The organism is Helicobacter sp. MIT 21-1697 (assembly GCF_026241255.1).
Taxonomy (GTDB): Bacteria; Campylobacterota; Campylobacteria; order Campylobacterales; family Helicobacteraceae; genus Helicobacter_C.
Window position 1 is genome coordinate 123215 of record NZ_JAPHNC010000005.1, and the last position, 22160, is coordinate 145374.

The window sequence follows — 22160 nt, forward strand, 5'->3', positions numbered from 1 at the left end:
TATTTTATAGAGAATTATTTTTCGCTAAGTATTTTAATTTTCCCATTTTCTACGAACACATACATATCTTTTTGTCCCGCAGAGCTAAAGCTTGGCTTACCATTGAGAAAGGCTTTATAATCTTGAAAAAAACTTATGCGATACATATTATGATGTGATTCATTGGGATAAATAGACACATTGATATTGGAAATGCGTATGTTTTTGCTCTCATTTTTGGCAAAAATATTTTTCTTATGCTCTCTAAAAGATTTGAAACTCATACCATCGGGGCGATAAAAATTCTTTTCATCATAAAAGTTTAAATAAGTTTGCAAATCACTTTTTTGCCACGCCCTTTTCCACTGATAGAGTTGAGAAAGCACGATTGAGAGTTCCTCTACACTTGCAGGCTTAAAGACTCCCTCATAAATAATAAGCATAGTTTTTTTCCAATCAATCATCTTGTCATATTTTTTCAGTAATTCATTATCAATAGCAATGCACCCACGCGTATTAATATCCTCTCTATTACCATTTAAAGGCAATCCGTGAATCCAAATCCCGCCTCCTGTCTTTTTCAGAGATTGGTCATACACATTAGGATAATTTGTAGCAAATGCCAAAGGTCCATAATATTGGTCTAATCCTGTAAGGCGTGCATTTAAATCATAAGAGCCAATAGGCGTTGTCAAATCCCCTTCTTTTTTCTTGTTGCCCTTACCCTTTGCGACAAGTGCTGATGAGTTGCCAAGTTCTTGGAGTTTAGAACCTTTAAGTTGATAGAGCTGAAGTGATGGAGCAGATTTATTTGATACAAACAAAAATTTTAAATCCTCAAAATACCCATACTCTGTGGCATTTTCTTTGAGATATTCCGCCCAATACGCTTTATCTGATAAGTAAGCCTCAAGTTTTGATTCTACCGCGCCTATACCATTTTTTTTATATTCATTGACTAAACCCACAAGCTGCATATCTAAAGCATAAATATGCTCCATAAAGCTTAGTGCCAATACACACCAAAGCACCCTGCACAATCTCATTATTTTGCTCCTTTTCATTCTTTAACGCATTATAGGGTGAAATCATACCCTATTTTTTTCAATGTTTCTCTTTGCTTACTCCAACCTTTATATACCTCAACATCAAGTTTTAAAAAAATCGCTTTAGTGCTTAGAGATTGGATTTTTTCGCGTGCGCATTTGCTAATGCGTTTGATACCACTGCCACCTTTGCCAATGACTACACCTTTTTGGCTTGATTTTTCCACAATAATATGGGCAAAGATTCTATCTTGTTCCGCGCCCTCTTCAAATGTTTTAATCACCACATCAGCCTCGTATGGAATCTCATCGCTTAGATTCTCAAATAAACTCTGACGAATCATTTCTTTATAAATCTCTTTGAGCGAAACATTACAGAGGAGTTCCTCATCATACAAAAATGGTGAAAAAGGCAAATGTGAAGCAATGGTGCGCAATATCATCTCTTTATCAAATCCTCTTTTCACACTTACAGGCAATAATTCCAAAAAAGTATCGCTAAAGCGTTGATATTGAGTGATTTTGCACAAAATCTGCTCATTAGTGCAAGTATCAATTTTGCTTAAAAGCAAAATATGTTTGCCTTGATAGAGTTCTAAAAAATGCTCATAATGTCTTATATCATCACTCACTGGCGCAAGATACAATGCCAAATCACAATCCCCCATTGCCTTGAGAGCTTGGGAGAGCATATATTGATTGAGTAATTTTTCTTGATGATGTATGCCCGGCGTATCCACAAAGATTATTTGCGCATTAAGCGGCTTATAGGGCACAATAAGTTGGAGTTGCTTACGCGTAGCATTTGCTTTATGTGAGACAAGCGCGAGATGCTCTCCTAAAAGATGATTAAGCAAAGTAGATTTTCCCGCATTTGGTCTGCCAAGTGTCGCCACAAACCCAGCACGAGGGGGTAATGTTGGATTACTTATAGATGCTATTTGCATTTGACTTCTTATAACTAAAGAATATAACGCGCTAAATCAATATTTTCTACCAAATCGCCAAGTCGCGCTCTCACCATTTCGCCTGTAATTTCTACTTCTTTACCCTTATAACTATCTACATCAAAGCTAATATCTTCCAACACGCGCTCAATAGTCGTATGCAATCGCCTCGCTCCAATGTCCTCTGTGCGTTGATTAGCATTATGTGAAAGACGCGCAAGTTCCCTAATCGCCTCATCGCTAAATTCAAGTGTAATATCCTCTGTATCAAGCAAAAGCTGATATTGGCGCAAAAGTGAGCTTTTAGTTTGGGTAAGAATCTGATACAAACTTTCCTCATCAAGCATATTCAGCTCTACACGCAAAGGAAATCGCCCTTGCAATTCTGGAATCAAATCACTTGGCTTACTCAAATGAAATGCCCCCGCAGCAATGAATAAAATATAATCTGTTTTAATCTGCCCATATTTGGTATTGACTACACTTCCCTCTACGATAGGGAGCAAATCTCTTTGCACTCCTTCCTTGCTCGGGTCTTGCCTTGAGCCATCTTTGCTTCCCACGGCGACTTTATCAATTTCATCAATGAAAATCACACCATTTGATTCAGCGCGTCTTAACCCTTCTGCTCTAATACTTTCCGCATCAAGAACAGATTCTGTAGCTTCATAAGTCAGCGCTTCTTTTGCTTCTTTTACACTCATTTCTTTTTTGATTCTCTCTTGGCTCACATTAAGCACTTTAAAAATAGATTCTTGCACTTTTATCATATCAGGGGGCATACTCTCATCATTAAGCTGCGACATAGGCTTTTTGCTTATCTCAATTTCAATCATCAAATCATCAACCTCACCCTTAATAACCTTTTGCTTCATCTTAGCAAAGCTTACTTCATATTCGCTTTTCTTTGCTTCACTTACGCCACTTGGCAAAGGTGGGAGGAGTTTTTGCGTAATTTTTTCAATAATATAGTCATTAATTTGTGCTTGAGCTCTTTGCCGATGCTCATTTTCTACGAGATTCACGCTTGCAAGCACCAAATCACGCACCATAGATTCTACATCGCGCCCGACAAAGCCTACTTCAGTATATTTACTCGCCTCAACTTTAACAAAAGGCAAACCCATCATTTTTGCCATACGGCGGGCTATTTCTGTTTTTCCTACACCAGTAGAGCCTATCATAAGGATATTTTTAGGTGTAATCTCATCTTGGACTTCCTTATCAAGCTTCATTCGGCGATAGCGATTCCTTAGTGCGATAGCCACTGCTTTTTTCGCGTCATTTTGTCCTATAATATATCCATCAAGATATTCTACAATCTGTTTTGGTGTCATATTTTCTTTCATACCCACTCCATTATAATTCTAAAATTTTGATATTTGTGTTTGTATAGATACAAAGCTCCCCTGCAATACGCAAAGAATGCTCCACAACTTCACGCGGAGGCAAAGAAGCGTGATAAGTAAGAGCGCGTGCAGCGCTGAGAGCATAGTTCCCTCCGCTACCAATGGCTGCAAGTGTGCCATCTTCTGGCTCTACCACATCACCTGTGCCACTTAAAATATAAATATGCTCGGCATTAAGCACTATCATCATCGCTTCAAGTTTGCGTAAATACTTGTCTTTACGCCATTCTTTACTAAATTCTAATACACTTCGCACCAAATCACCTTTACGCCCCTCTAAAATGCGCTCAAACATATCAAAAAGACTAAAGGCATCGGCAGTAGAGCCAGCAAAACCGCTTAGAATCTGCTCATTATAGAGTGTGCGGATTTTTGTCGCATTATTTTTTAACACACAATTTCCAAAAGTTACCTGCCCATCTCCGCCGATAATCGCGCATTTTTTGCCATTATATTCGCCTTTATAGCCAAGTATAGTCGTTGCTTCAAACATTTTCTATCCTTTTATTGTGCTTTAATTTCAAGTTTAAGCGTAGCATTAATGCCCTGCCCAAGCTTTACTAACACCTCAAATGTGCCTGTGTGCTTTATCGCTTGAGCAATCTCAATATGTTTCTTATCAAGGCTTACTTTATGTTCTTGCAAGGCAAGGGCAATTTCATCTTTTGTGATAGAACCAAAAAGCGTATCATTTGCACCCACTTTTTTATGTAATGTAAGCGTGAGAGATTCTATGGTTTGTTTCATTTGCTGCATTTCAGCCCTCTCAAGTGCAGCAATCTCTTCCGCTTTGCGTTGCTGGGCTTTATATTTATTGACAACTTCATTTGTGGCTCGTTGAGCTTTGCCTTTGGCAATAAGAAAATTTTGCCCATAGCCATCTTTTACCTCAACAATCTCGCCCTTTTTACCAAGCCCCTGCACATTTTCCAAAAGTAGAACTTTCATATTTTCTCCATTGCGTTATAATTGCGATGTCAAATTATAAACAAAAAGTGGCAATATTATGTTAAAAGCATTGAAAAATTCCTATCCGCTTGCCCGCTCAATTTATATTGAACACAAAGCTATGAGGTATCCCCGCCTCATCATCAAAGCCGATTTATCCTTATTTGTGCGTGTGCCACTTAGATTCTCTATGCAAGAATTACAAGCCTTTATCCACAAACACCACAAATGGATAGAATCCACTCTTTTAAAATGCCACGATTCTAACGCACACATACAAAGCATTTTACAAGCCCATAGTGATGAGATTCTTATCTTTGGCACTTGGCAGCCCCTTGCCTCTTTGTATGCACATCACCCACAGGCTCAATCTCTACTCCTCTCATCACCACAGAGTCTAAAAGCACAGCTTAAATCTACACTTTTGGATTATATCTGCTCTCGTGCGCCTCAAATCGCAGCGACTATGGGTGTGCAATATCAAAGTATCAAAATCACAAATGCCCTCACACGCTTTGGGAGCTGCAGCTATGATAATCGTTTGCTCTTTTCCTTTATACTTATTTTTGCGCCAAAGGAACTTATTGATTATGTCATTATTCACGAGCTTGCACATACTCAATTTAAGAATCACTCACAAGATTTTTGGCTTCTCGTGCAAAGCCACTGCCCAAATGCTAAAGCCTATCGCTCTCAATTACGCCAACACGCAAGATTCTATCCATTCTTGCTCCAAAGGCTTTGTTCAATCTATTGCAAATAACCATAGTGTTTTTAACGAGCGCATTTTACACTTTTGGGCACACTTATCTTACTCTTCCAAGTCTCTTTTCTGCACCATCAAAGCCCATAGACTTAATTTGCGAAATATGCATAAACCCCATAGTTGCCTTATGCACATCTTGTATATGAGGCGGGAATACAAGCACTTTTATCCATTTATCATTTTCTGCATTGTTATTGTAGGAAATTTCCTTATCAATCAAATACCGCCACTCTTTGCGCTTATCCCTAAGGCTTACAATCAATACAGAATCCTTATCCTTTGTGTAAAGGCGCATAAGAATCTTGCCATTTGGACTCTCTCGCAGATTCACAAATTCATCTGTTGAGCTAAGCTCATAGCCTTGTAGTGCTAACATATCTAGCTTTTCGTATGCGTCTCTATTACTTGGTTTTTGAGCAATTTTTTTAAGAGTGAGATGTGCCACATTGATTTTACTTTCATCATAACCACACAAATGGCTCGCATATCTCAATGCGACTAAATCCTTTCTGGGCACGATATTTTTATTTTCTGCTGGATTTTCCCCTTCAAATAGAATACGCTCTCGCCTATTTTCCACTTCAAAACTCACTTGGAATCGCACCTCGCCAAGCAATCCATCTAAAAACCATTGTGGCAAAAGATTCTCTATCTCCTTAATATGCTTATCCTCTACGCTCAAATGCATTGGGGCTAGAAAATTAAAACCACTCTTACTTGGCACAAAGTTTGAAATTGTATCCGGATTACCACATTCGCTAGGATATGTATTTATAAAAACAAACTCTCCACTTAAGCTCAAAGGCTTTATAAGCTTATAATACGCAAAAGAATCCCCTCCTGCGTCATTATTGCCCTTGCAAAGTTGTGTATTGCCATTAAGCCGCCCCCAATCACAACCTTCCAAAAGCTTAAAATATGTAGAATCCACCCTCTCATTTGCTATACATAAAGAAAAACTAAAACAAAAACATATGAATAACTTAAATGCATCTCTCATTTATTCTCCTATTGATTTGATAATCTCACAAACTCCTCTAGCACAGCAAAAACGCGTTTGGATTCTATAATCTCCCTTGCTAAAAAATATCCCTCTTTGATACTTTCTGCTTTACCCACAAGGTATAATGCTGCACCAGTATTAAGTGCAACAAGCTGTGTTTTGGGAGAGAGGAGCGCTTGAGGTGAAGCAGAAAAAATATCAAGGCTAATGCGCTTATTTTCCTGCACATCTCCCCCGCAAAGCTCTGTATGTGGAACAAAACTAAGCCCAATCTCACTTGGATTAAACACATAGCTTTTAATCGCGCCATTATCAAGCTCGGTAATTTGTGTAGGCGCACAGAGCGAAATCTCATCATAATAATCAAATCCACTCACAACCATTGCCCTTTTTATACCCAAAATATCAAGCGCGCGCGCCATAATCTCCGTATAAGCCTTATCAAACACACCAATAAATTGATGTGTAACATTTGCAGGATTTGCCAAAGGACCGATAAGATTAAAGGCGCTCTTAAAACCAAGCGAAGACCTTGCAGGTGCAGCAAAGCGCATAGCTGCGTGAAACTTTTGAGCAAATAAAAATGTAATACCAATATTTTTATACACATTCACGCAAGTGTGAATGTCCATATTGATATTCACGCCAAGTGCGCTTAGCAAATCTGCCGAGCCAGACTTTGAAGTAATCGCCCTGTTGCCGTGTTTAATCACTTTTACTCCTGCAGCTCCAAGAAGTAGTGCGCTTGTAGTGGAGACATTAAAAGTCTTATTTGGACTACCACCTGTACCCACCATATCAAGCCGCACCTCATCACTTAAGGGCACAGGAAAAGCAATAGCCTTTTTCTTTAGCACACTCGCAAACCCTGCCAACTCCTCTGCATTCACGCCTTTAATCTCAAGGCTTGTGAGAATGCTACCAATTTGCGCATCGCTCATATTGCCCTCGGTAATTTCGTCCATCACATCATAGGCTTGTTTAAAGCTCAGATTCTCTCCCTGCATAGTGCTTTTAAGATATTGCTTAATAGGAATAATCTCGCGCGTATAATGCAAAAAGTTTAAAAGCATTTTCTCGCCCTCTATTGTGCCAATGGATTCGGGGTGGAATTGCACTCCGATAAGATGATGAATCTTATGCTCAATCGCCATAATTTCGCCATCTTCACTCCACGCACTCACTTCAAAGCATTCAGGTAGTTCATTTGCCTTGCCTACCAAAGAATGGTAGCGCACAATAGGCGTAAGCGGGGTAATATGACGAAAAAGCCCTTTTTGATTATGATGAAGTGGCTCAACCTTGCCGTGTGCAATGTTTTTTGCATTGACAATCTCCATACCAAAAGCTGCCATAATCGCTTGATGTCCCAAACAAATACCCAAAATAGGATATACGCCTTGCAGTTCCTGCACAATTTGGATTGAAATCCCCGCTTCTTTGGGTGTTTTTGGACCCGGACCGATGATGATATATTGAGGATTGATCTCTCTTATCTCCTCAATGCTTATCTTATCACTGCGCACGACCTTTATAGGAAAACCAAAGCGATAAAATGCCTGATAAATGTTATAAGTAAAAGAATCATAATTATCAATGAGCAAAATCATCATTTATCCTTTTGTATGCCAAGCATATCAAGCTGTGAGCGGACTTTATTTTGCGTCTCTATATACTCCGCACTAGGAATTGAATCTTGCACAACTCCTGCACCAGAGCGCATATAATACATACCATTTTGATACACTGCTGTGCGAATAGCAATAGCAAAATCCATATCTTCATCATAAGTAAAATAGCCTATTGCCCCACCATATATACCTCTTGCGTGAGATTCTAAAGATTCTATGGTTTGAATTGCAGCAATCTTTGGCGCACCACTTAATGTACCCGCAGGAAATACAGCTTTAAACGCGTCAGCTTTGCTAAAATGCTTGGAATCCAACTCGCCTTGCACTTCGGAAACAATGTGCATAACGCGCGAATATCGCTCAATTTTATTACGCGCTACTACCTTTACGCCCCCACCTACACTTACTTTACCCGCGTCATTACGCGCCAAATCAACAAGCATTAAATGTTCGGCATTTTCTTTTTCATCTTTTAAAAGCTCGGCTTCAAGCTCCAAATCTTGTGCTACATTTTCACCTCTAGGGCGAGTGCCTGCAATAGGACGAAGTGTAAAAAATGATTGTCCCTGCTTAGTTTTAAGCCTTAGCATAATCTCCGGACTAGCCCCAAGCACCACAAAATCATCAAAATTATAATAAAACATATATGGACTAGGATTTTGATGACGCAAATTCCTGTATGCCTGAAGTGGTGGGATTGAGGAGCGAATCTGCATATATTGACTTGGCACACATTGGAGCAAATCCCCCGCATAAATTGCCTTTTTGATTGTCTCCACCATAGATTCATACTCTTGAGCTGAAGTGGCATTCACACACTCAAAATCTGATTTTTGCATAGAATCTAATCCATTTTGTGGCACTAAAGAAGCAAGGCTTTGAGCAATATGCTCTACTTGCTGCGTGGTTGAATGCTCTTGCTTCTCGTGGGCATATCCAACGCTTACAATATGCACTCTATCAAAAAGATGATCAAAAATTAAAAAATCTCGCCCAAAGATAAACGCACATTCAGGCGCATTATAAAGGGGGGGATTCTTAAATATTACCTCCTCAACCTCTGCAAAAAATTCATAGCCGATATATCCTGCTCCACCAAGAGGTAAAGGCAAATGCGCGGGAATGTTATTATTGGGATTTGGTGCAAGAGTGCGCACAAGAGCCAGAGATTCTAAAAATCCCGCTTTATCTGCGCAAAACATAGAATCTGATGGCATATAATCTGCTAAAGCCTCATATAAAGGCACTTTTTGCCCTCGTGTATAAAGAAAATGTGTGCCGCATTCTTTATAGATTCTAAACGCTTCGTTTAAAATCACAATGGAAAATCTATCTTTACCTGTTTCGTTATATGCAGATTCTAAAAGCACCTTTGCATTCAACGAGTTAAGCACTGCCAAAGGGGTAAGATTATCGCATAATATTTCTTTATGGGCGATTGAGGCTACACGCGAATTGCTAAAATCAAACATCATTTTTCCTTATATTCTCATCACACTCTCACATCTTAGATTAGCGCGAATGTAACTCAACTATCTCTACACCTTGAGGTGCTACAAAAACAAATTTTTTATCATTGATAGCTCCATTAAGTTTAACATTTTTAAGTTTGAGCGTTGTTTTCACACCCATAGAATCCACAAACTCAATGCGTTCTGGCTTTTGTTTATCTACAAAAAGCACATACTCTATGCCATCAACTTTCGTCCGATATGTGTTATCATTGTGCTGTTTTGCAGATTTAAGGATAGAGAGAAAATCTGTTTTATCCTTTAAACGCGAATGGCTTACTTGCTCTAAACGCGGCTCATATATAATGACTTCATTGCCATTCATATAAATTTCTTTTTGTAAAGGTGCTTTATAATCCCATTTAACTTTGCTTGGCATTTTACCTATGATATGCCCCTCATAACGAGTAGGTACACCATCTTCGCTCACAGCGAATTGTTCAAAATCCGCCTCTATGCTGTGTAAATTCTCACCCCACGCAAAAAGTGTCATACACAGGCTAATCAATACAAAAATATAACGTCTCAAAACTTTCATTATCTTGTCCTTAGAGCTAAAATTAAGAGCAAGATTTTACCGAAAGTATGCTAAAATTACGCCCAATTTTCTAAGGTTTATTCCATATAAACCCAATTTTGCTAAAAAGGCTTATCTATGTTGCAATTTCTTATTTCAAAAATTCTTGGCTCACGCAACAATAAACTCATTAAACATTATCTTAAAGAAGTTCAAGCCATTAATGCTTTAGAATCCACTTATAGTGCCCTAAGTGATGCGCAACTACAAGAGGCTTTCAATGAATTAAAAAAGCTTATCCAAAATGGTGAAACTTCACTTCAATCAATCTTGCATAAAAGCTTTGCAATCACGCGCGAAGCAAGTAAAAGAGTGCTGGGTATGCGACATTTTGATGTGCAACTCATCGGCGGTATGGCACTTAATGATGGACGTATTGCAGAAATGAAAACAGGTGAGGGTAAAACGCTTGTAGCAACTCTTGCAGTATGTCTTAATGCGCTCTGTGGAAGAGGTGTGCATGTTGTAACCGTTAATGATTATCTTGCCAATAGAGATGCAAAAGAATTAGAGCCCCTTTATAATTTTTTGGGCTTTCAAGTAGGCATTATCACAAGCGAAGTGCGTGATGATAACGAGCGTCTAAAAGCCTATGCGTGTGATATTGTCTATGGCACAAACAATGAATTTGGCTTTGATTATCTGCGCGACAATATGAAATACGACCTCTCTCAAAAAGTGCAAAGAGAGCACTACTTTGCGATTATTGATGAGGTAGATTCTATCCTTATTGATGAAGCACGCACACCTCTTATTATCTCTGGACCTGTGAATCGCACACTTGAACACTATCAACTTGCTAACAGCGTGGCTCAAAAACTCAAAAATGAGGAAGATTTTAACATTGATGAAAAAAACCGCGTCATTCTCCTCAATGAAGAGGGTATCAAAAAAGCTGAAAGTCTATTCAAAGTGGATAATCTTTATAGTATTGAAAATGCCGCTCTCTCTCATCATCTTGACCAAGCGCTCAAGGCAAATTATCTCTTTATCAAAGACAAAGATTATGTCGTGCAAAATAATGAAGTAGTCATTGTTGATGAATTTACTGGGCGTTTAAGCGAAGGCAGACGCTTTAGTGAGGGCTTACATCAAGCGATTGAAGCAAAAGAAAAAGTAGATATTAAAGAGGAAAGCCAAACACTTGCAGATATTACTTTTCAAAACTATTTTCGTCTGTATGAAAAACTCTCTGGTATGACGGGCACAGCACAAACAGAAGCAAGTGAATTTTTGCAAATTTATAATCTTGAAGTGGTGAGTATCCCTACAAATGTCCCTGTGCAACGCAAAGACCTCAATGACCTTATTTATAAAAGTGAGAGAGAGAAGTTTAATGCCGTCATTGATAAGATTCAAGAACTCTACAAAAAAGGGCAACCTGTCCTTGTAGGAACTGCAAGCATTGAAAAAAGTGAGATTCTCCACGAACTTCTTAAAAAACATAGAATCCCCCACACCGTCTTAAATGCTAAACAACACACAAAAGAAGCTGAAATCATCAAAGACGCTGGGGTAAAAGGCGCAGTAACAATCGCTACAAATATGGCAGGACGCGGTGTGGATATTAAAATCAATGATGAAATACGCGAACTTGGCGGATTATATATTATTGGCACAGAGCGACACGAAAGTCGCCGCATTGATAATCAGCTACGCGGAAGAGCTGGGCGACAAGGCGACCCGGGCATTAGTCAATTCTATTTGAGCCTTGAAGATTCTTTGCTTAGAATCTTTGGGAGCGATAAGATTAAAGGCATTATGGAGCGTCTTGGGCTCAAAGAGGGCGAACACATAGAATCTGGGCTTGTTACGCGTTCAGTTGAGAGTGCGCAAAAAAAGGTAGAAAATCTCCATTTTGAATCGCGTAAGCATTTGCTTGAATATGATGATGTTGCCAATGAGCAACGCAAAGCTGTGTATAAACTACGCAACGAGTTGCTTGATGAGCATTGTTCTTTGCAGGAACGAATTAGCACTAATCGTGAGCTCACTGCACAATCTATGCTTTATAAAGCGCAAATCTTGCCCGGCGATGAAAGCAGTAATTTTAATATTGATTCACTCAAGGCACAAATCAATGAAGAGTTGGGGCTTGATATTGGAAATTGTGAGAATCTTGAGTATGATGAATTACTTGAAAAACTCATTACACAAATGAATACAGCCTATGAGGAAAAAATGTCAAAACTTGAAGCATCACAACGCGCTCAAATTGAACGCATTATTTACTTGCAAGTGCTTGATAGCTCGTGGCGAGAGCATCTTTATACAATGGATAATCTCAAAACAGGCATAGGGCTTCGCGGATACAATCAGAAAGACCCGCTCGTTGAATACAAAAAAGAAAGCTATAATCTTTTCTTGGAATTTGTAGAGAATCTTAAATTTGAAACAACCAAAATGCTTCAAATTATCCAATTAAGAGACAAAGAAGAAGAAGTAGCAGAAAAGATGATTCAAAATATGCAAGAAGAGCTTGAGGAAAACTTGCAAGATTTAAATACTAATTTGGATTCCACACCTGTGAAAAAAAGTAAAATTGCACGCAATGACCCTTGTCCTTGTGGTAGTGGCAAAAAATACAAAGTATGCCACGGCAAAAGCGGACCTAAAAGTGGATTGCTTGCATAAATGAAAACGCTTATTTTTTATCTCTTGCCTCGTTATTTGCGCTTTGATAAAACACAGCCTTTTATTTCTATCACAGCCTTATTAGCATTTTTTGGCGTAGGCATTGGCGTTATGGTGCTGTGTGTGGCAATGGCGATTATGAATGGTATGACAAAAGAATTTGAACGCAAACTCTCTATAATGAATTATCCTCTTAGCATATATTCTACTACTTATGAGGGGGTAGATGATAACATACTTCAGGCACTCAAAACGCATTTTCCTCAATTTCTTTTTAGTCCTTATTTGCGTTATCAAGCTGTGGGTAAGATAGGCAATACAATGAGTGCAGCTATGGTTTTTGGTGTAGATATGCAAGCAGAATCTCAACTCAATGCCGTTGTCAAAAAAGCTTTTACATCTCAAAATAACTCCAATGCAGCATTTGAAAAAAATATTGAATCTTTTATGCAAAAAGAATTTTCCATCCTTGTAGGAAAAAGTATGGAGGAGAATTTTGGATTAGAATCTGGTGATAAACTTGATTTATTTTTCACCCAGCTTGAACCATCTGGATTTAGTTATACGCCCATTAATAAACGTTTTAATGTTGCAGGATTTTTTGAATCTGGCTTGAGAGCATATGATGAAGCTTATGTTTATACGAATTTAAGCGCATTGCAAAAAATCCGACATTTAGACGAGGGCATATATGATGGGATTCACATATACACGCCAAATCCTATGCAAGATATTCATAGCATTGCTGATTTTCTTAACACACAATTTCCTTCTCGTGCTGGAGTTGAGGGCTGGTGGCAACAAAATGGCAATTTTTTCTCTGCCCTAGAGCTTGAAAAACGCGCACTTTTTATTGTGCTTATGCTTATTATCGTAATGGCTGCTCTGAATATTATTAGTTCTTTGCTTATGGTTGTAATGAATCGCCGCAAAGAAATTGCACTACTTCTCTCGCTTGGAGCAAGTAAAAATGAGATTAAGAGCATATTTTTTTGGGTAGGTAACACTATTGGCTTAAGTGGCATTGCACTTGGGATTATTCTCACGGGTGTGGCAATGTATGTGCTTGATACTTTTCCTATTATCTCACTTCCCGCAGATGTATATGGCAGCTCTAAACTACCGCTAGATTTATCCTTGATTGACTTCTCTCTTGCGATTTTAGGGGCAATTTGTATCGTGTGCCTCTCCTCTTATTATCCTGCGAAAAAAGCTTCTTTAGTAGATACCTTGCAAGTTTTACGCAACGAATGATACAATCACATCTTTTTAAGAAACTTGTAAGTAAATAAAATATAGCATACGCAAATGTCCTTGGAATCAGGGGGGTTGATTACTTTTTTTAGGAGTTCCTTTGAAAACACTTTATGTAGGCAATTTAGTTTATGCAGTTACACACGATGAGCTTAAGGAGCTTTTCTCTCAATTCGGTGAAGTTTTTTCTGTTAAGCTTATTAATGATAGAGAGAGTGGCAAACCAAAGGGGTTTGGTTTTGTAGAAATCGCTGATGAAGCTGCATCTAAAGCCATTGACGCGCTTAATGAAAAAGATTTTCGTGGGCGCAATTTGCGTGTAAATGAAGCGCGACCGCGCGAATCATTCTAAGTGAGTATTCTAAAGTCTAGCAGATTCTAGGGAGCAATTCGCCTTGTGGATATTCCACATATCGTTTTCCGCCCCACGCATTACACAAAATAACGTGTGCTTGATTTATATCTTGCACTTTACGCGATATATGCCCAATGATGCAAGCATTCGCGCCAAGCGGGTGGGATTTGAGCAATGCTAATATCTTTTTACTCTCTTTAGGTGGCACAGCCATTACGCATACTCCCTCATTTGCCAAGCTTAGTGCCTCAAGCCCTAAAATCTCACATACACCCTGAACTTGTGGTAATACAGGAATACTCTCCTCTGCAAGCATTATTTCCACACTTGCTGCCCTACTCCATTCATTGAGCACTGCAGCTAATCCTCCCCTTGTCGCATCACGCATTGTGTGTATGTGTATATGGCAATCTCGCACAGATTCTATCATTGGATACAATTGTGCGCAATCACTTTGTAAATCACTTTGCAATGCAATCTCATTTCTTGCGCAAAATATCACAGCTCCGTGCGTCCCAATAGGCGCACTGACAATAATCTCATCGCCCTCTTGCAAATTACTCACACGCCAATTTGCATACAACTCTCCTATGGCTGTTGTATTAATGTAGATTCTATCCGCTGCACCTTTTGGCACAACCTTTGTATCTCCAGAGAGAATCTTTAAACTCGTCTTTTGAGCCTCTGCCTTGATAGAATACAAGATTTGCTCCAACTCTGCCCTTTTCATACCCTCTTCTAAAATCAGCCCAAGCGAGAGATAGCGCGGTTTTGCGCCACGCATTGCTACATCATTACTTGAGCCACACACACAAAGTTTGCCAATATCGCCTCCGGGGAAAAATATCGGGCTTACTACATAGCTATCTGTGCTTAGGGCTATTTTTCCTTTGCTCTCACACACTCCAGCGTCTTCGCCACCATCTACAATAATCTCGCCTAAAATCTTATACATAACCTCTTCAATGAGTGTGTTAGATTCTATCCCTCCACTACCCTGTGAGAGAGTAATATATTGCTCTTTCATTGTTACTCCTTTTTTTAGATTCTAAAAATTGTTGATTTTTTGAGCACTTTGTAAAAGTGAGCAAATCAGCTGCCCCCTCTGCCTACTCCAAAAAGCATAATCACACACAATAAAAAGTCGTTTTTTCGTGCGTGAAATCGCCACATTGAGCGCATAAAGCGCGTGAGTTTGACGCGAATCTGTGAGATGATAATGCAAACTCACAGGAGAGAAAATGACATTATCAAATTCCTGCCCTTGCGCGCTATGGATAGTGAAGATTCTCTCTCTTGACATTTGACGCGTAAGCCGCTGCCTTTGCTTAACAAAAGGTGTAATCACTGCATAATCTGCACCCTTTAGCTTCGCACAGAGCTGCTCACACGCGCGCGCTTCATTCTCGCTCAAATGCTTATCCTGCTCACTTTTACTCCCACTATCAAGCACGAGAATCTCCATTTGCTCATCATTACCCTTTAAGCCTATATGATAAATATATTCATCAAGAATATGCGCAAGATTGTCGCCATAACGATGTGTTCTGCTTAGCTTACTCATACGCATAAAAGTAAATGTTGGTATATCGCAGGTTTGCTGATATGCTTTGATAGTCTCCTTTATAGGTGTGCCTAGAGATTCTATAAAAAGTGCAGAGAGATTCCATAAATACGCATTCTCATTTTCTGCCTTGTTCAGCTCACGAGGAGGCATTTCACACACAGGAGAGAGTTGTTTATGGTCGCCAAAAAAAGAAAGAGGTGTGCCATCAATACACAATGCACAGGTTTTAATCAGCGGTGCATAGGCGCATTCATCTAAAAAAATATGATGAAATTTAAGCTCCAAACTTTCATATCGTTTAATGAATCCATCAAGCGTTACTCCCACCACAAAAGCATTTTTAAGGCGAGTTTTGAGCGTATCTTGGAAATTAAACAAAGTTGTTGCATTTTTTTGCTGCAATATACTCGGATCGCAAGTTTGCGAAAACTCATTCATATAACGCAATGTAGGTGTGCCCAATCGCAAAATATTCTTACGCTCCAATCCTAGTGTATCAAATTGTTGAATAAGTGTGCGCAAAACCTGCTCTAGCGCATTATTTGTAGTGGCGACAACGGCTACTCTTTTGCCTTGTTTGATATAATACAAAAGTGCCTCAAAAAGCACCGCTTGAGTTTTGCCTGTGCCCGGCGGTCCCCACACATAGCTTAGAGGACTTGTGAGCACCATAGACAAAGCTTGATTTTGCTCATTGCTTAAACGCGTAATATGTGGCACTTCGTTGAATGCAATAGATTTTGGCAGGGCAACCTTGTGTCCGTATTTACTAAAAAAATCCTCTACATTTTTGACTAAAAACTTCAAATCACTCAAAAGTGAAAATGTAATGTTTTCCTTTTGTGCCTTTGTAAAAACTACCACAATATGAGGCGATAAAGCGAGATGGAGCACCTTTTGTTTATCATCATAAAAACGAGATTCTATCTCCTCTCCTTCGGCAATGCTATAAAACTCCTCTCCTACACGCAAAAGCAAAGCACCACCAAGCTTTAAATCCATATCTACTACATTGCCTTTAAGCCAGAGTGTTAATTCATCATTGCCCAATTCATAACGCGCAATAGCAATTTCACTTAAACCCAAATCATTATTATCCAAATACTCATAATACCGCTGTGCAGATTCTATAAGGATTTCTTGCAAAGATGTATTCATTGGCTACATCACGCCACCATATTTATAATACGCTGCACACGCCCCCTCACTGCTAACCATACAGCTTCCAAGCGGATTGCTTGGTGTGCAAGCTTTGCCAAATACCTTACAATCAAGTGGTTTTGCCACACCTCGCAAAATATCCCCACAACGACACGCCTTATTATCCGGGGTTGATTCTTTACATAAGATGCTATCAAAAATCTTTTCAGCGTCTAAAAACGCATATTCCTCTTTAAGTTCTAATGCAGAATGCGCTATGCACCCAAGCCCTCTCCATTCAAAACTTTGCCTTGTTTGAAAATACTTCTCCATCATTGCTTGAGCCTTGAGATTACCCTCCATTGTAACTACGCGTTTATATTGAATCTCAAGTTCAACTCTATTTTCTACTTTTTGCTTTACAAGACGATAAATGCTTTCCATCATATCCACAGGCTCAAATCCGCTTACTACAATAGGCAGATTAAAGGAGTGCAAAATATCTGTATAAATCTTTGCCCCACTTATCACGCTTACATGAGAGGGAGCAATCAACGCATTGACACGACATTCCTTAGAATCCAAAATCGCCTTTACAGGTGGAGGCACAAGCACGTGATTAATATGAAAGAACACATTAGTAAGCTTTGATTCTAGCACTCTTTCTATCAAAGCAGCACTCATAGGCGTAGTTGTCTCAAAACCAATAGCAAAAAACACTACGCGCTTATGTGGATTAGCCTTTGCAATTTCTAGCACTTCAAAAGGTGAATACAAAAAACGTACATCAGCTCCCTTAGCCCTTGCATCTGCTAGAGAGCCATTGCTGCCGGGAATCTTTATCATATCCCCAAGAGTGAGTAAAATCACATCTTGCTGCATGGCAATTTCATAGGCTTGATTAATGCGATTTTTAGGCATTACGCACACAGGGCAGCCCGGTCCGTGTATAAACTCAATGTTTTTAGGGAGTAAATGATGCAATCCATAGCGCATAATCGTATGCGTATGCCCCCCACATACTTCCATAATGTAAAGTGGCTCACGAAGCGAATGTGCGAGATTCCCAATGCACTTGGCATAAGCGAGAATCACATCTTTATCGCGGAAATTTTCAATAAGATTAAATGATTCTATATGAGATTTTTGGCGTTTAAGCATATAGTTATACCCCCCCCCCCCCGTAATAGATTCTAAAGCCTCTTTTGGCATAAGCAGACTTTTTTTATTAAAACTCAAAAACATCAATCGCTTGAATTGAAAATATAATCTTGTGCATTCCCTTATAATTTTTAAAGGCAATGGTGGCTTAGCCCATCGTCCTGCGATTGTAGTCTCTATCTCCATTTCTTCTAACACAGGTTTTATACAAACAGAAGGAATATGATGAATATAAAACATACCCATATAGTCATCTACTGGGCGATACCAAGTTTGAGCAGAATGCAAAAACGCTTGCGCACCCATAGGTGTAAGATAATACCCCTGTGTTCCCGTTATTGTCTCAAAAGTTACATAAAAACCTTCAGGCAATACAAAAGTTTTGACTTGCTCCTCTAAAAACATTAATCGCACATATACATATTCACTCTGACTTATATGCGTAAGCTGCTCCCAAAAATGCTCTAAAATCACCATATCATCTTCTAAAATTACTATGGGTTCATTGAGCTGCACACATTTTTGCCACAAGCTATAATGACTTGCAAAACACGCCCTCTCTCCATCACTCATCTCTTTTCCACGAAAACCAATACTTGCCCTTTTAGAATATTGGCTAAAGGCAAGGTGCTCTCCATTTTGTGCGTCAATAGCGTCAAAAAATATAATCTCAAACTGCTCTTTTTGCTGCTCACTCATTTTTTCAAACTGCTTTTGCATAAGAGCTTTACGCTCACTTGCACGCTTAAGATTCACAATAAAAATTTTCATCTATTTGCCTCTATGCGCTCATTTTCTTCTTCTTGCATAGCTTGGAGCATTTGTTCATAGAGCCTTAAGCTCTCTCTCGCACTCTGCTCATCAATCTTACTCATCACATAACCAATATGTAACAACACCCAATCACCTACGCTCACAGATTCTCCAAGCAAATCCAAACTTGCCTCACGACTTACACCTAGCGTATCTACGACTGCCATATTATTATCTTTTAACTCTGTAACTTTAGAGGGGATAGCTAGACACATTTTTAACTCCTTAGAATTGATGTTGTGATTGATAATTTTGTGCGCGTTTTTGCACTATAAAATCCCGCACTTTTGCGATACTCTCAATCTCTTGAGCGCTTGTCAAAAAAAGTGGCACATCTGCTTTAAGCTGGGCTAAATCATCTTTTACTCGCTCTAAATGAAAGCTAAAATACTCCATCATATCTGCTTTGCTCACAATCACCGCGTCCGCACACATAAACATTGTGGGGTATTTAAGAATCTTATCATCGCCCTCTGGGCTTGAGAGCAGCACGATATTAAGATGTGCCCCGACATCATAACTTGCAGGACACACGAGATTGCCTACATTTTCAATAAACAAATAATCCATTGTGGAAACATCACATTGCTTTTGGAGCTCATAAAGAGCAGATTCTATCATTGCCGCTTCTAAATGACACGCCTCTCCTGTGGTAATCTGATACGCACTCACGCCCTTTTCTTGCAATCTTTGCGCATCACGATTTGTTTGTAAATCTCCCTCAAGTACACAGAATCTAAAGTCCTTAAAGCGACTCAAAGATTCTAAAAGTGTCGTTTTACCGCTGCCGGGCGAACTCATAAGATTGATAACATACACTCCTAATTGTTTATATTTTTCGCGCAACTCCTGTGCTTTGAGGTCATTTTGTGAAAGAATCTTGCTGACTATTTGAATGGATTTTTTATTGAGGTTTGGATTATTTTCTAATCGCTCATTGCGGCTTAGATTCATTATTGTCTCCTTGTTTTTCTTGCATTAATGCACAAAAGAGGGCTTGTCCAAAGCTGATACTCGCGTCATTACACGGAATCTTTTCGTGCATAAAAAACGAAATATGGTTGTTTGTAAATAAAGTGTGGATTCTATCACAAAGAAACTTATTTTGAAACACACCACCGCTCAAATATACTTTTAAAGGCTCTTTTTTTTGTTGCTGATATTTTTGCACAAGGCAGAGTGCAATGTGGGCAAGTGTGTGCAAAAAGCGATGAGCTGCCCTATCAACGCCGTGTGTGTTTTTTTCATCAATCACGCCTTGAATAATGCCCCTAAGGCTAATAATATCCTGATTTATATGAAATTCATAAGGCTCTACTTCGCTTTCATATTTTACATAATCGCGCAATGCACAAGATTCTATCATTGCCCCACTTTGCCCCTCATAACTCTGCACCTCTAAAAGCCCAAGCAAATAAGCCACCGCATCAAAAATTCTGCCCACCGAACTTGTAAGCGGATAAATCCCGCTTTTAAAACCACTTTGCAAAAGTGTTAATTCTGTGGGAGCAAAATGCACTTTTTCTTGCACATTTGCCACATCATAGTGCCAGAGGAGACTTAAGGCGCATTTACCAATCTCTTTTATCGCACTCTCACCACCCAAAAGTGTAAATTCCTCAAAATGGCAGATTCTGCGCATTGTGCAAAAATTATTTTGTGAATACGCTTCATACATAAAACATTCTCCACCCCAAATATGCCCATCTTCACCTAGCCCTGTGCCGTCCCATATAATGCCAATCCCATTTTCCTCCAAACCACTAGATTCTGCCAAAAGTGCATAAAAATGAGCTTTATGGTGAGAGAGAGGATATTTTTGCACATTCTCAATCTCTGCGGCAAAATGCGTAGAAGCATAGTTTGGGTGCAAATCACAACCTAGTGCTCGTATGGGCTGTGCGTAGAGATGAGTAAAAAAATCATAATGTGCTTTATAACGCAAAAGCGAATCTACATTATGTAAATCCCCAATATATGGGCTTATCACAGCTTGATAATGGGTATTTGCTCCTTTATGTATAAAGCTAAGAGTGGCTTTTTGTTGCGCACCCACGCCCATAATAATGCTTTGAGCATCTTTTTGTGTAGATTCTTGCATAGAATCGTGTATGGGCAATTTAAAGTCTAAAAATGCAGGTGCATAGCCTCTTGCTAAACGCAAAGGGCGTATTTTTCCCGCCATACAACGCACTATGCTATCATCAATGGGATTAGAAATGCTGCGATTATAATCTAGTATAACATCATACACTGCATTTTCCCCACCGAGCTTTTGCTGGAGTGCATCTAAATCAGCGATAATTGGCTCACCGCTCACATTAGCGCTTGTAAAAATAAGAGGTGTGTCAAGGAATGTAAAAAGTAGGTGCATAATGCCATTATAGGGTAAAATCGCCCCCACACTCTGAATCTGTGGCGCAATAAGCTCAAGACATTCCTCATTGATAATGCCTGCTCTTTGATAATCTCGCTCTAAAAGCACTATGGGTGCTTGAGGGGATAATAATGCCCTTGTTTCTTGCTCATTTATAGAAGCAATAGAGCTTATATCTTGGAGATTCTTAAACATCACCGCAAAAGGCTTGTGTGAGCGATTTTTTCGTTCCCTTAATGTTTTGATTGCTTGGGCATTAGTTGCGCTTACCACTAAGTTAAATCCTCCCACACCTTTTATGGCAACAATCTTACCTGCTTTGATTTTTTGTGCTACAAGCTCTAAAAGCTTTATGTCATCTTGAGATTGCCTAAAAGAATGTATCGTGCCATATTCATCAATCACACGCATTTGTATAGCACATTGATGACACGAATTAGGTTGAGCGTGGAATCGCCTACTCAAAGGATTATCATACTCGCCTTGACACTGCTCACACAAAGCAAAATCGCGCATAGAAGTGTGGATTCTATCATAAGGCAGAGTATGGATAATAGAATATCGTGCTCCACATTCTGTGCAGGTAGTAAAAGCATAATTAAAAAATCGCCCTCTGTCTTTCATATCTGCTAAACACTGCTCACATATGCGCGTATCAAGCGGCAAAAGTGTTGGCAAAAGTGAGCAATCATTTTGAGATTCTCTAATTTCAAAGCAATCGCCTAAAATATGTGGAGTGCTTATAAGCGTGATAGAATGCTGGGTGAGGCGCGCATTTGGGGGAGGAGAGGCAAGAATATGATTGATAAATTCATCAAGTATTGTGCGTGAGGGCACTTCAACGCAGATGAAAAGGCTGGTATAGCGATTTTGCACATAGCCTCTTAAACCCATTTTATGAGCGAGATGATACACAAATGGACGAAACCCCACTCCTTGTATAATGCCAAAAAGTTCAATATGATAAATTTTCATCGTTTCTCTCATTTTTAAAGTATATCATTGTTTATTAAGGATAACAAAGCACTCATAACGCATATAT

At 39.2% G+C, this 22160-nt stretch carries 19 protein-coding genes and 1 pseudogene; 4 read left to right on the forward strand and 16 right to left on the reverse strand.

What is annotated here, in order from left to right; all coding sequences use genetic code 11:
- Positions 1–14: 14 nt before the first annotated feature.
- From OQH61_RS06385 to rplI, 5 genes are read right to left on the reverse strand one after another with little or no spacing between them, the layout of a single operon-like run.
- Positions 15–1025 (reverse strand): L,D-transpeptidase family protein, encoded by a 1011-nt coding sequence (locus OQH61_RS06385; protein WP_266026537.1) that lies wholly within the window; start codon positions 1023–1025, stop codon positions 15–17.
- A gap of 29 nt (positions 1026–1054) precedes the next feature.
- Positions 1055–1972: a GTPase Era gene (era, locus tag OQH61_RS06390; protein WP_266026538.1), complete on the reverse strand. Its 918-nt coding sequence runs from the start codon at positions 1970–1972 to the stop codon at positions 1055–1057.
- A gap of 14 nt (positions 1973–1986) precedes the next feature.
- Positions 1987–3321 carry an HslU--HslV peptidase ATPase subunit gene (hslU, locus tag OQH61_RS06395; protein ID WP_266026539.1) on the reverse strand — a complete coding sequence of 445 codons (1335 nt, stop codon included), beginning with the start codon at positions 3319–3321 and terminating at the stop codon, positions 1987–1989.
- A gap of 10 nt (positions 3322–3331) precedes the next feature.
- Positions 3332–3874, reverse strand: coding sequence for an ATP-dependent protease subunit HslV (gene hslV, locus OQH61_RS06400; protein ID WP_266026540.1), 543 nt, complete (start codon positions 3872–3874; stop codon positions 3332–3334).
- Between the two features lie 11 nt (positions 3875–3885).
- Positions 3886–4329, reverse strand: a complete 444-nt coding sequence (gene rplI, locus OQH61_RS06405) for a 50S ribosomal protein L9 (RefSeq protein ID WP_266026541.1) — start codon at positions 4327–4329, stop codon at positions 3886–3888.
- A 58-nt stretch (positions 4330–4387) separates the two neighbouring features.
- On the opposite strand from rplI, the gene OQH61_RS06410 reads away from it, so the two are divergent.
- Positions 4388–5092, forward strand: coding sequence for a SprT family zinc-dependent metalloprotease (locus OQH61_RS06410; protein WP_266026542.1), 705 nt, complete (start codon positions 4388–4390; stop codon positions 5090–5092).
- Positions 5093–5135: 43 nt separating this feature from the next.
- Here OQH61_RS06410 and OQH61_RS06415 read toward each other — a convergent pair whose 3' ends face one another.
- The 4 genes from OQH61_RS06415 to lolA are packed head-to-tail and all read right to left on the reverse strand — an operon-like array spanning position 5136 to position 9778.
- Positions 5136–6095, reverse strand: coding sequence for a hypothetical protein (locus OQH61_RS06415; RefSeq protein ID WP_266026543.1), 960 nt, complete (start codon positions 6093–6095; stop codon positions 5136–5138).
- An 8-nt stretch (positions 6096–6103) separates the two neighbouring features.
- A complete protein-coding gene (locus tag OQH61_RS06420) occupies positions 6104–7708 on the reverse strand; it encodes a bifunctional anthranilate synthase component II/anthranilate phosphoribosyltransferase (RefSeq protein WP_266026544.1) in 1605 nt (534 codons plus the stop codon).
- On the reverse strand, positions 7708–9201 hold the full coding sequence (locus OQH61_RS06425) for an anthranilate synthase component I family protein (protein WP_266026545.1): 1494 nt from the start codon (positions 9199–9201) through the stop codon (positions 7708–7710). Before OQH61_RS06425 ends, OQH61_RS06420 begins: the two co-directional genes overlap by 1 nt.
- Positions 9202–9241: 40 nt before the next feature.
- Entirely contained in the window at positions 9242–9778 is a 537-nt protein-coding gene (gene lolA, locus OQH61_RS06430) for a LolA-like outer membrane lipoprotein chaperone (RefSeq protein WP_266026546.1), read from the reverse strand.
- 117 nt (positions 9779–9895) lie between these two features.
- Between lolA and secA the strand changes: the two genes are divergently transcribed.
- From secA to OQH61_RS06445, 3 genes are all read left to right on the forward strand, one after another.
- Positions 9896–12451 carry a preprotein translocase subunit SecA gene (gene secA, locus OQH61_RS06435; protein ID WP_266026547.1) on the forward strand — a complete coding sequence of 852 codons (2556 nt, stop codon included), beginning with the start codon at positions 9896–9898 and terminating at the stop codon, positions 12449–12451.
- On the forward strand, positions 12452–13705 hold the full coding sequence (locus tag OQH61_RS06440; RefSeq protein WP_266026548.1) for an ABC transporter permease: 1254 nt from the start codon (positions 12452–12454) through the stop codon (positions 13703–13705). It begins immediately after the preceding gene.
- Between the two features lie 100 nt (positions 13706–13805).
- Complete coding sequence (locus tag OQH61_RS06445; protein WP_266026549.1) at positions 13806–14057, forward strand: RNA recognition motif domain-containing protein; 252 nt, start codon at positions 13806–13808, stop codon at positions 14055–14057.
- A gap of 16 nt (positions 14058–14073) precedes the next feature.
- On the opposite strand, the gene hypE is transcribed toward OQH61_RS06445, so the two are convergent.
- The 7 genes and pseudogenes from hypE to hypF all read right to left on the reverse strand — a co-directional run bounded on the left by hypE (position 14074) and on the right by hypF (position 22093).
- Positions 14074–15087, reverse strand: coding sequence for a hydrogenase expression/formation protein HypE (gene hypE / locus OQH61_RS06450; protein ID WP_266026550.1), 1014 nt, complete (start codon positions 15085–15087; stop codon positions 14074–14076).
- 21 nt (positions 15088–15108) lie between these two features.
- Entirely contained in the window at positions 15109–16785 is a 1677-nt protein-coding gene (locus OQH61_RS06455) for an AAA domain-containing protein (protein WP_266026551.1), read from the reverse strand.
- Positions 16786–16788: 3 nt separating this feature from the next.
- On the reverse strand, positions 16789–17928 hold the full coding sequence (gene hypD, locus OQH61_RS09550; protein WP_416232495.1) for a hydrogenase formation protein HypD: 1140 nt from the start codon (positions 17926–17928) through the stop codon (positions 16789–16791).
- A 255-nt stretch (positions 17929–18183) separates the two neighbouring features.
- A pseudogene (locus tag OQH61_RS09555) lies at positions 18184–18699 on the reverse strand (glycosyltransferase family 25 protein); the annotation flags it as partial.
- Complete coding sequence (locus OQH61_RS06470) at positions 18696–18956, reverse strand: HypC/HybG/HupF family hydrogenase formation chaperone (protein WP_266026552.1); 261 nt, start codon at positions 18954–18956, stop codon at positions 18696–18698. The gene OQH61_RS06470 and the pseudogene OQH61_RS09555, both read right to left, overlap by 4 nt.
- A gap of 10 nt (positions 18957–18966) precedes the next feature.
- Positions 18967–19695, reverse strand: a complete 729-nt coding sequence (gene hypB, locus OQH61_RS06475) for a hydrogenase nickel incorporation protein HypB (protein WP_266026553.1) — start codon at positions 19693–19695, stop codon at positions 18967–18969.
- Positions 19676–22093, reverse strand: coding sequence for a carbamoyltransferase HypF (gene hypF, locus OQH61_RS06480; protein ID WP_266026554.1), 2418 nt, complete (start codon positions 22091–22093; stop codon positions 19676–19678). The genes hypB and hypF overlap by 20 nt, the downstream gene beginning before the upstream one ends.
- Positions 22094–22160 lie beyond the last annotated feature (67 nt).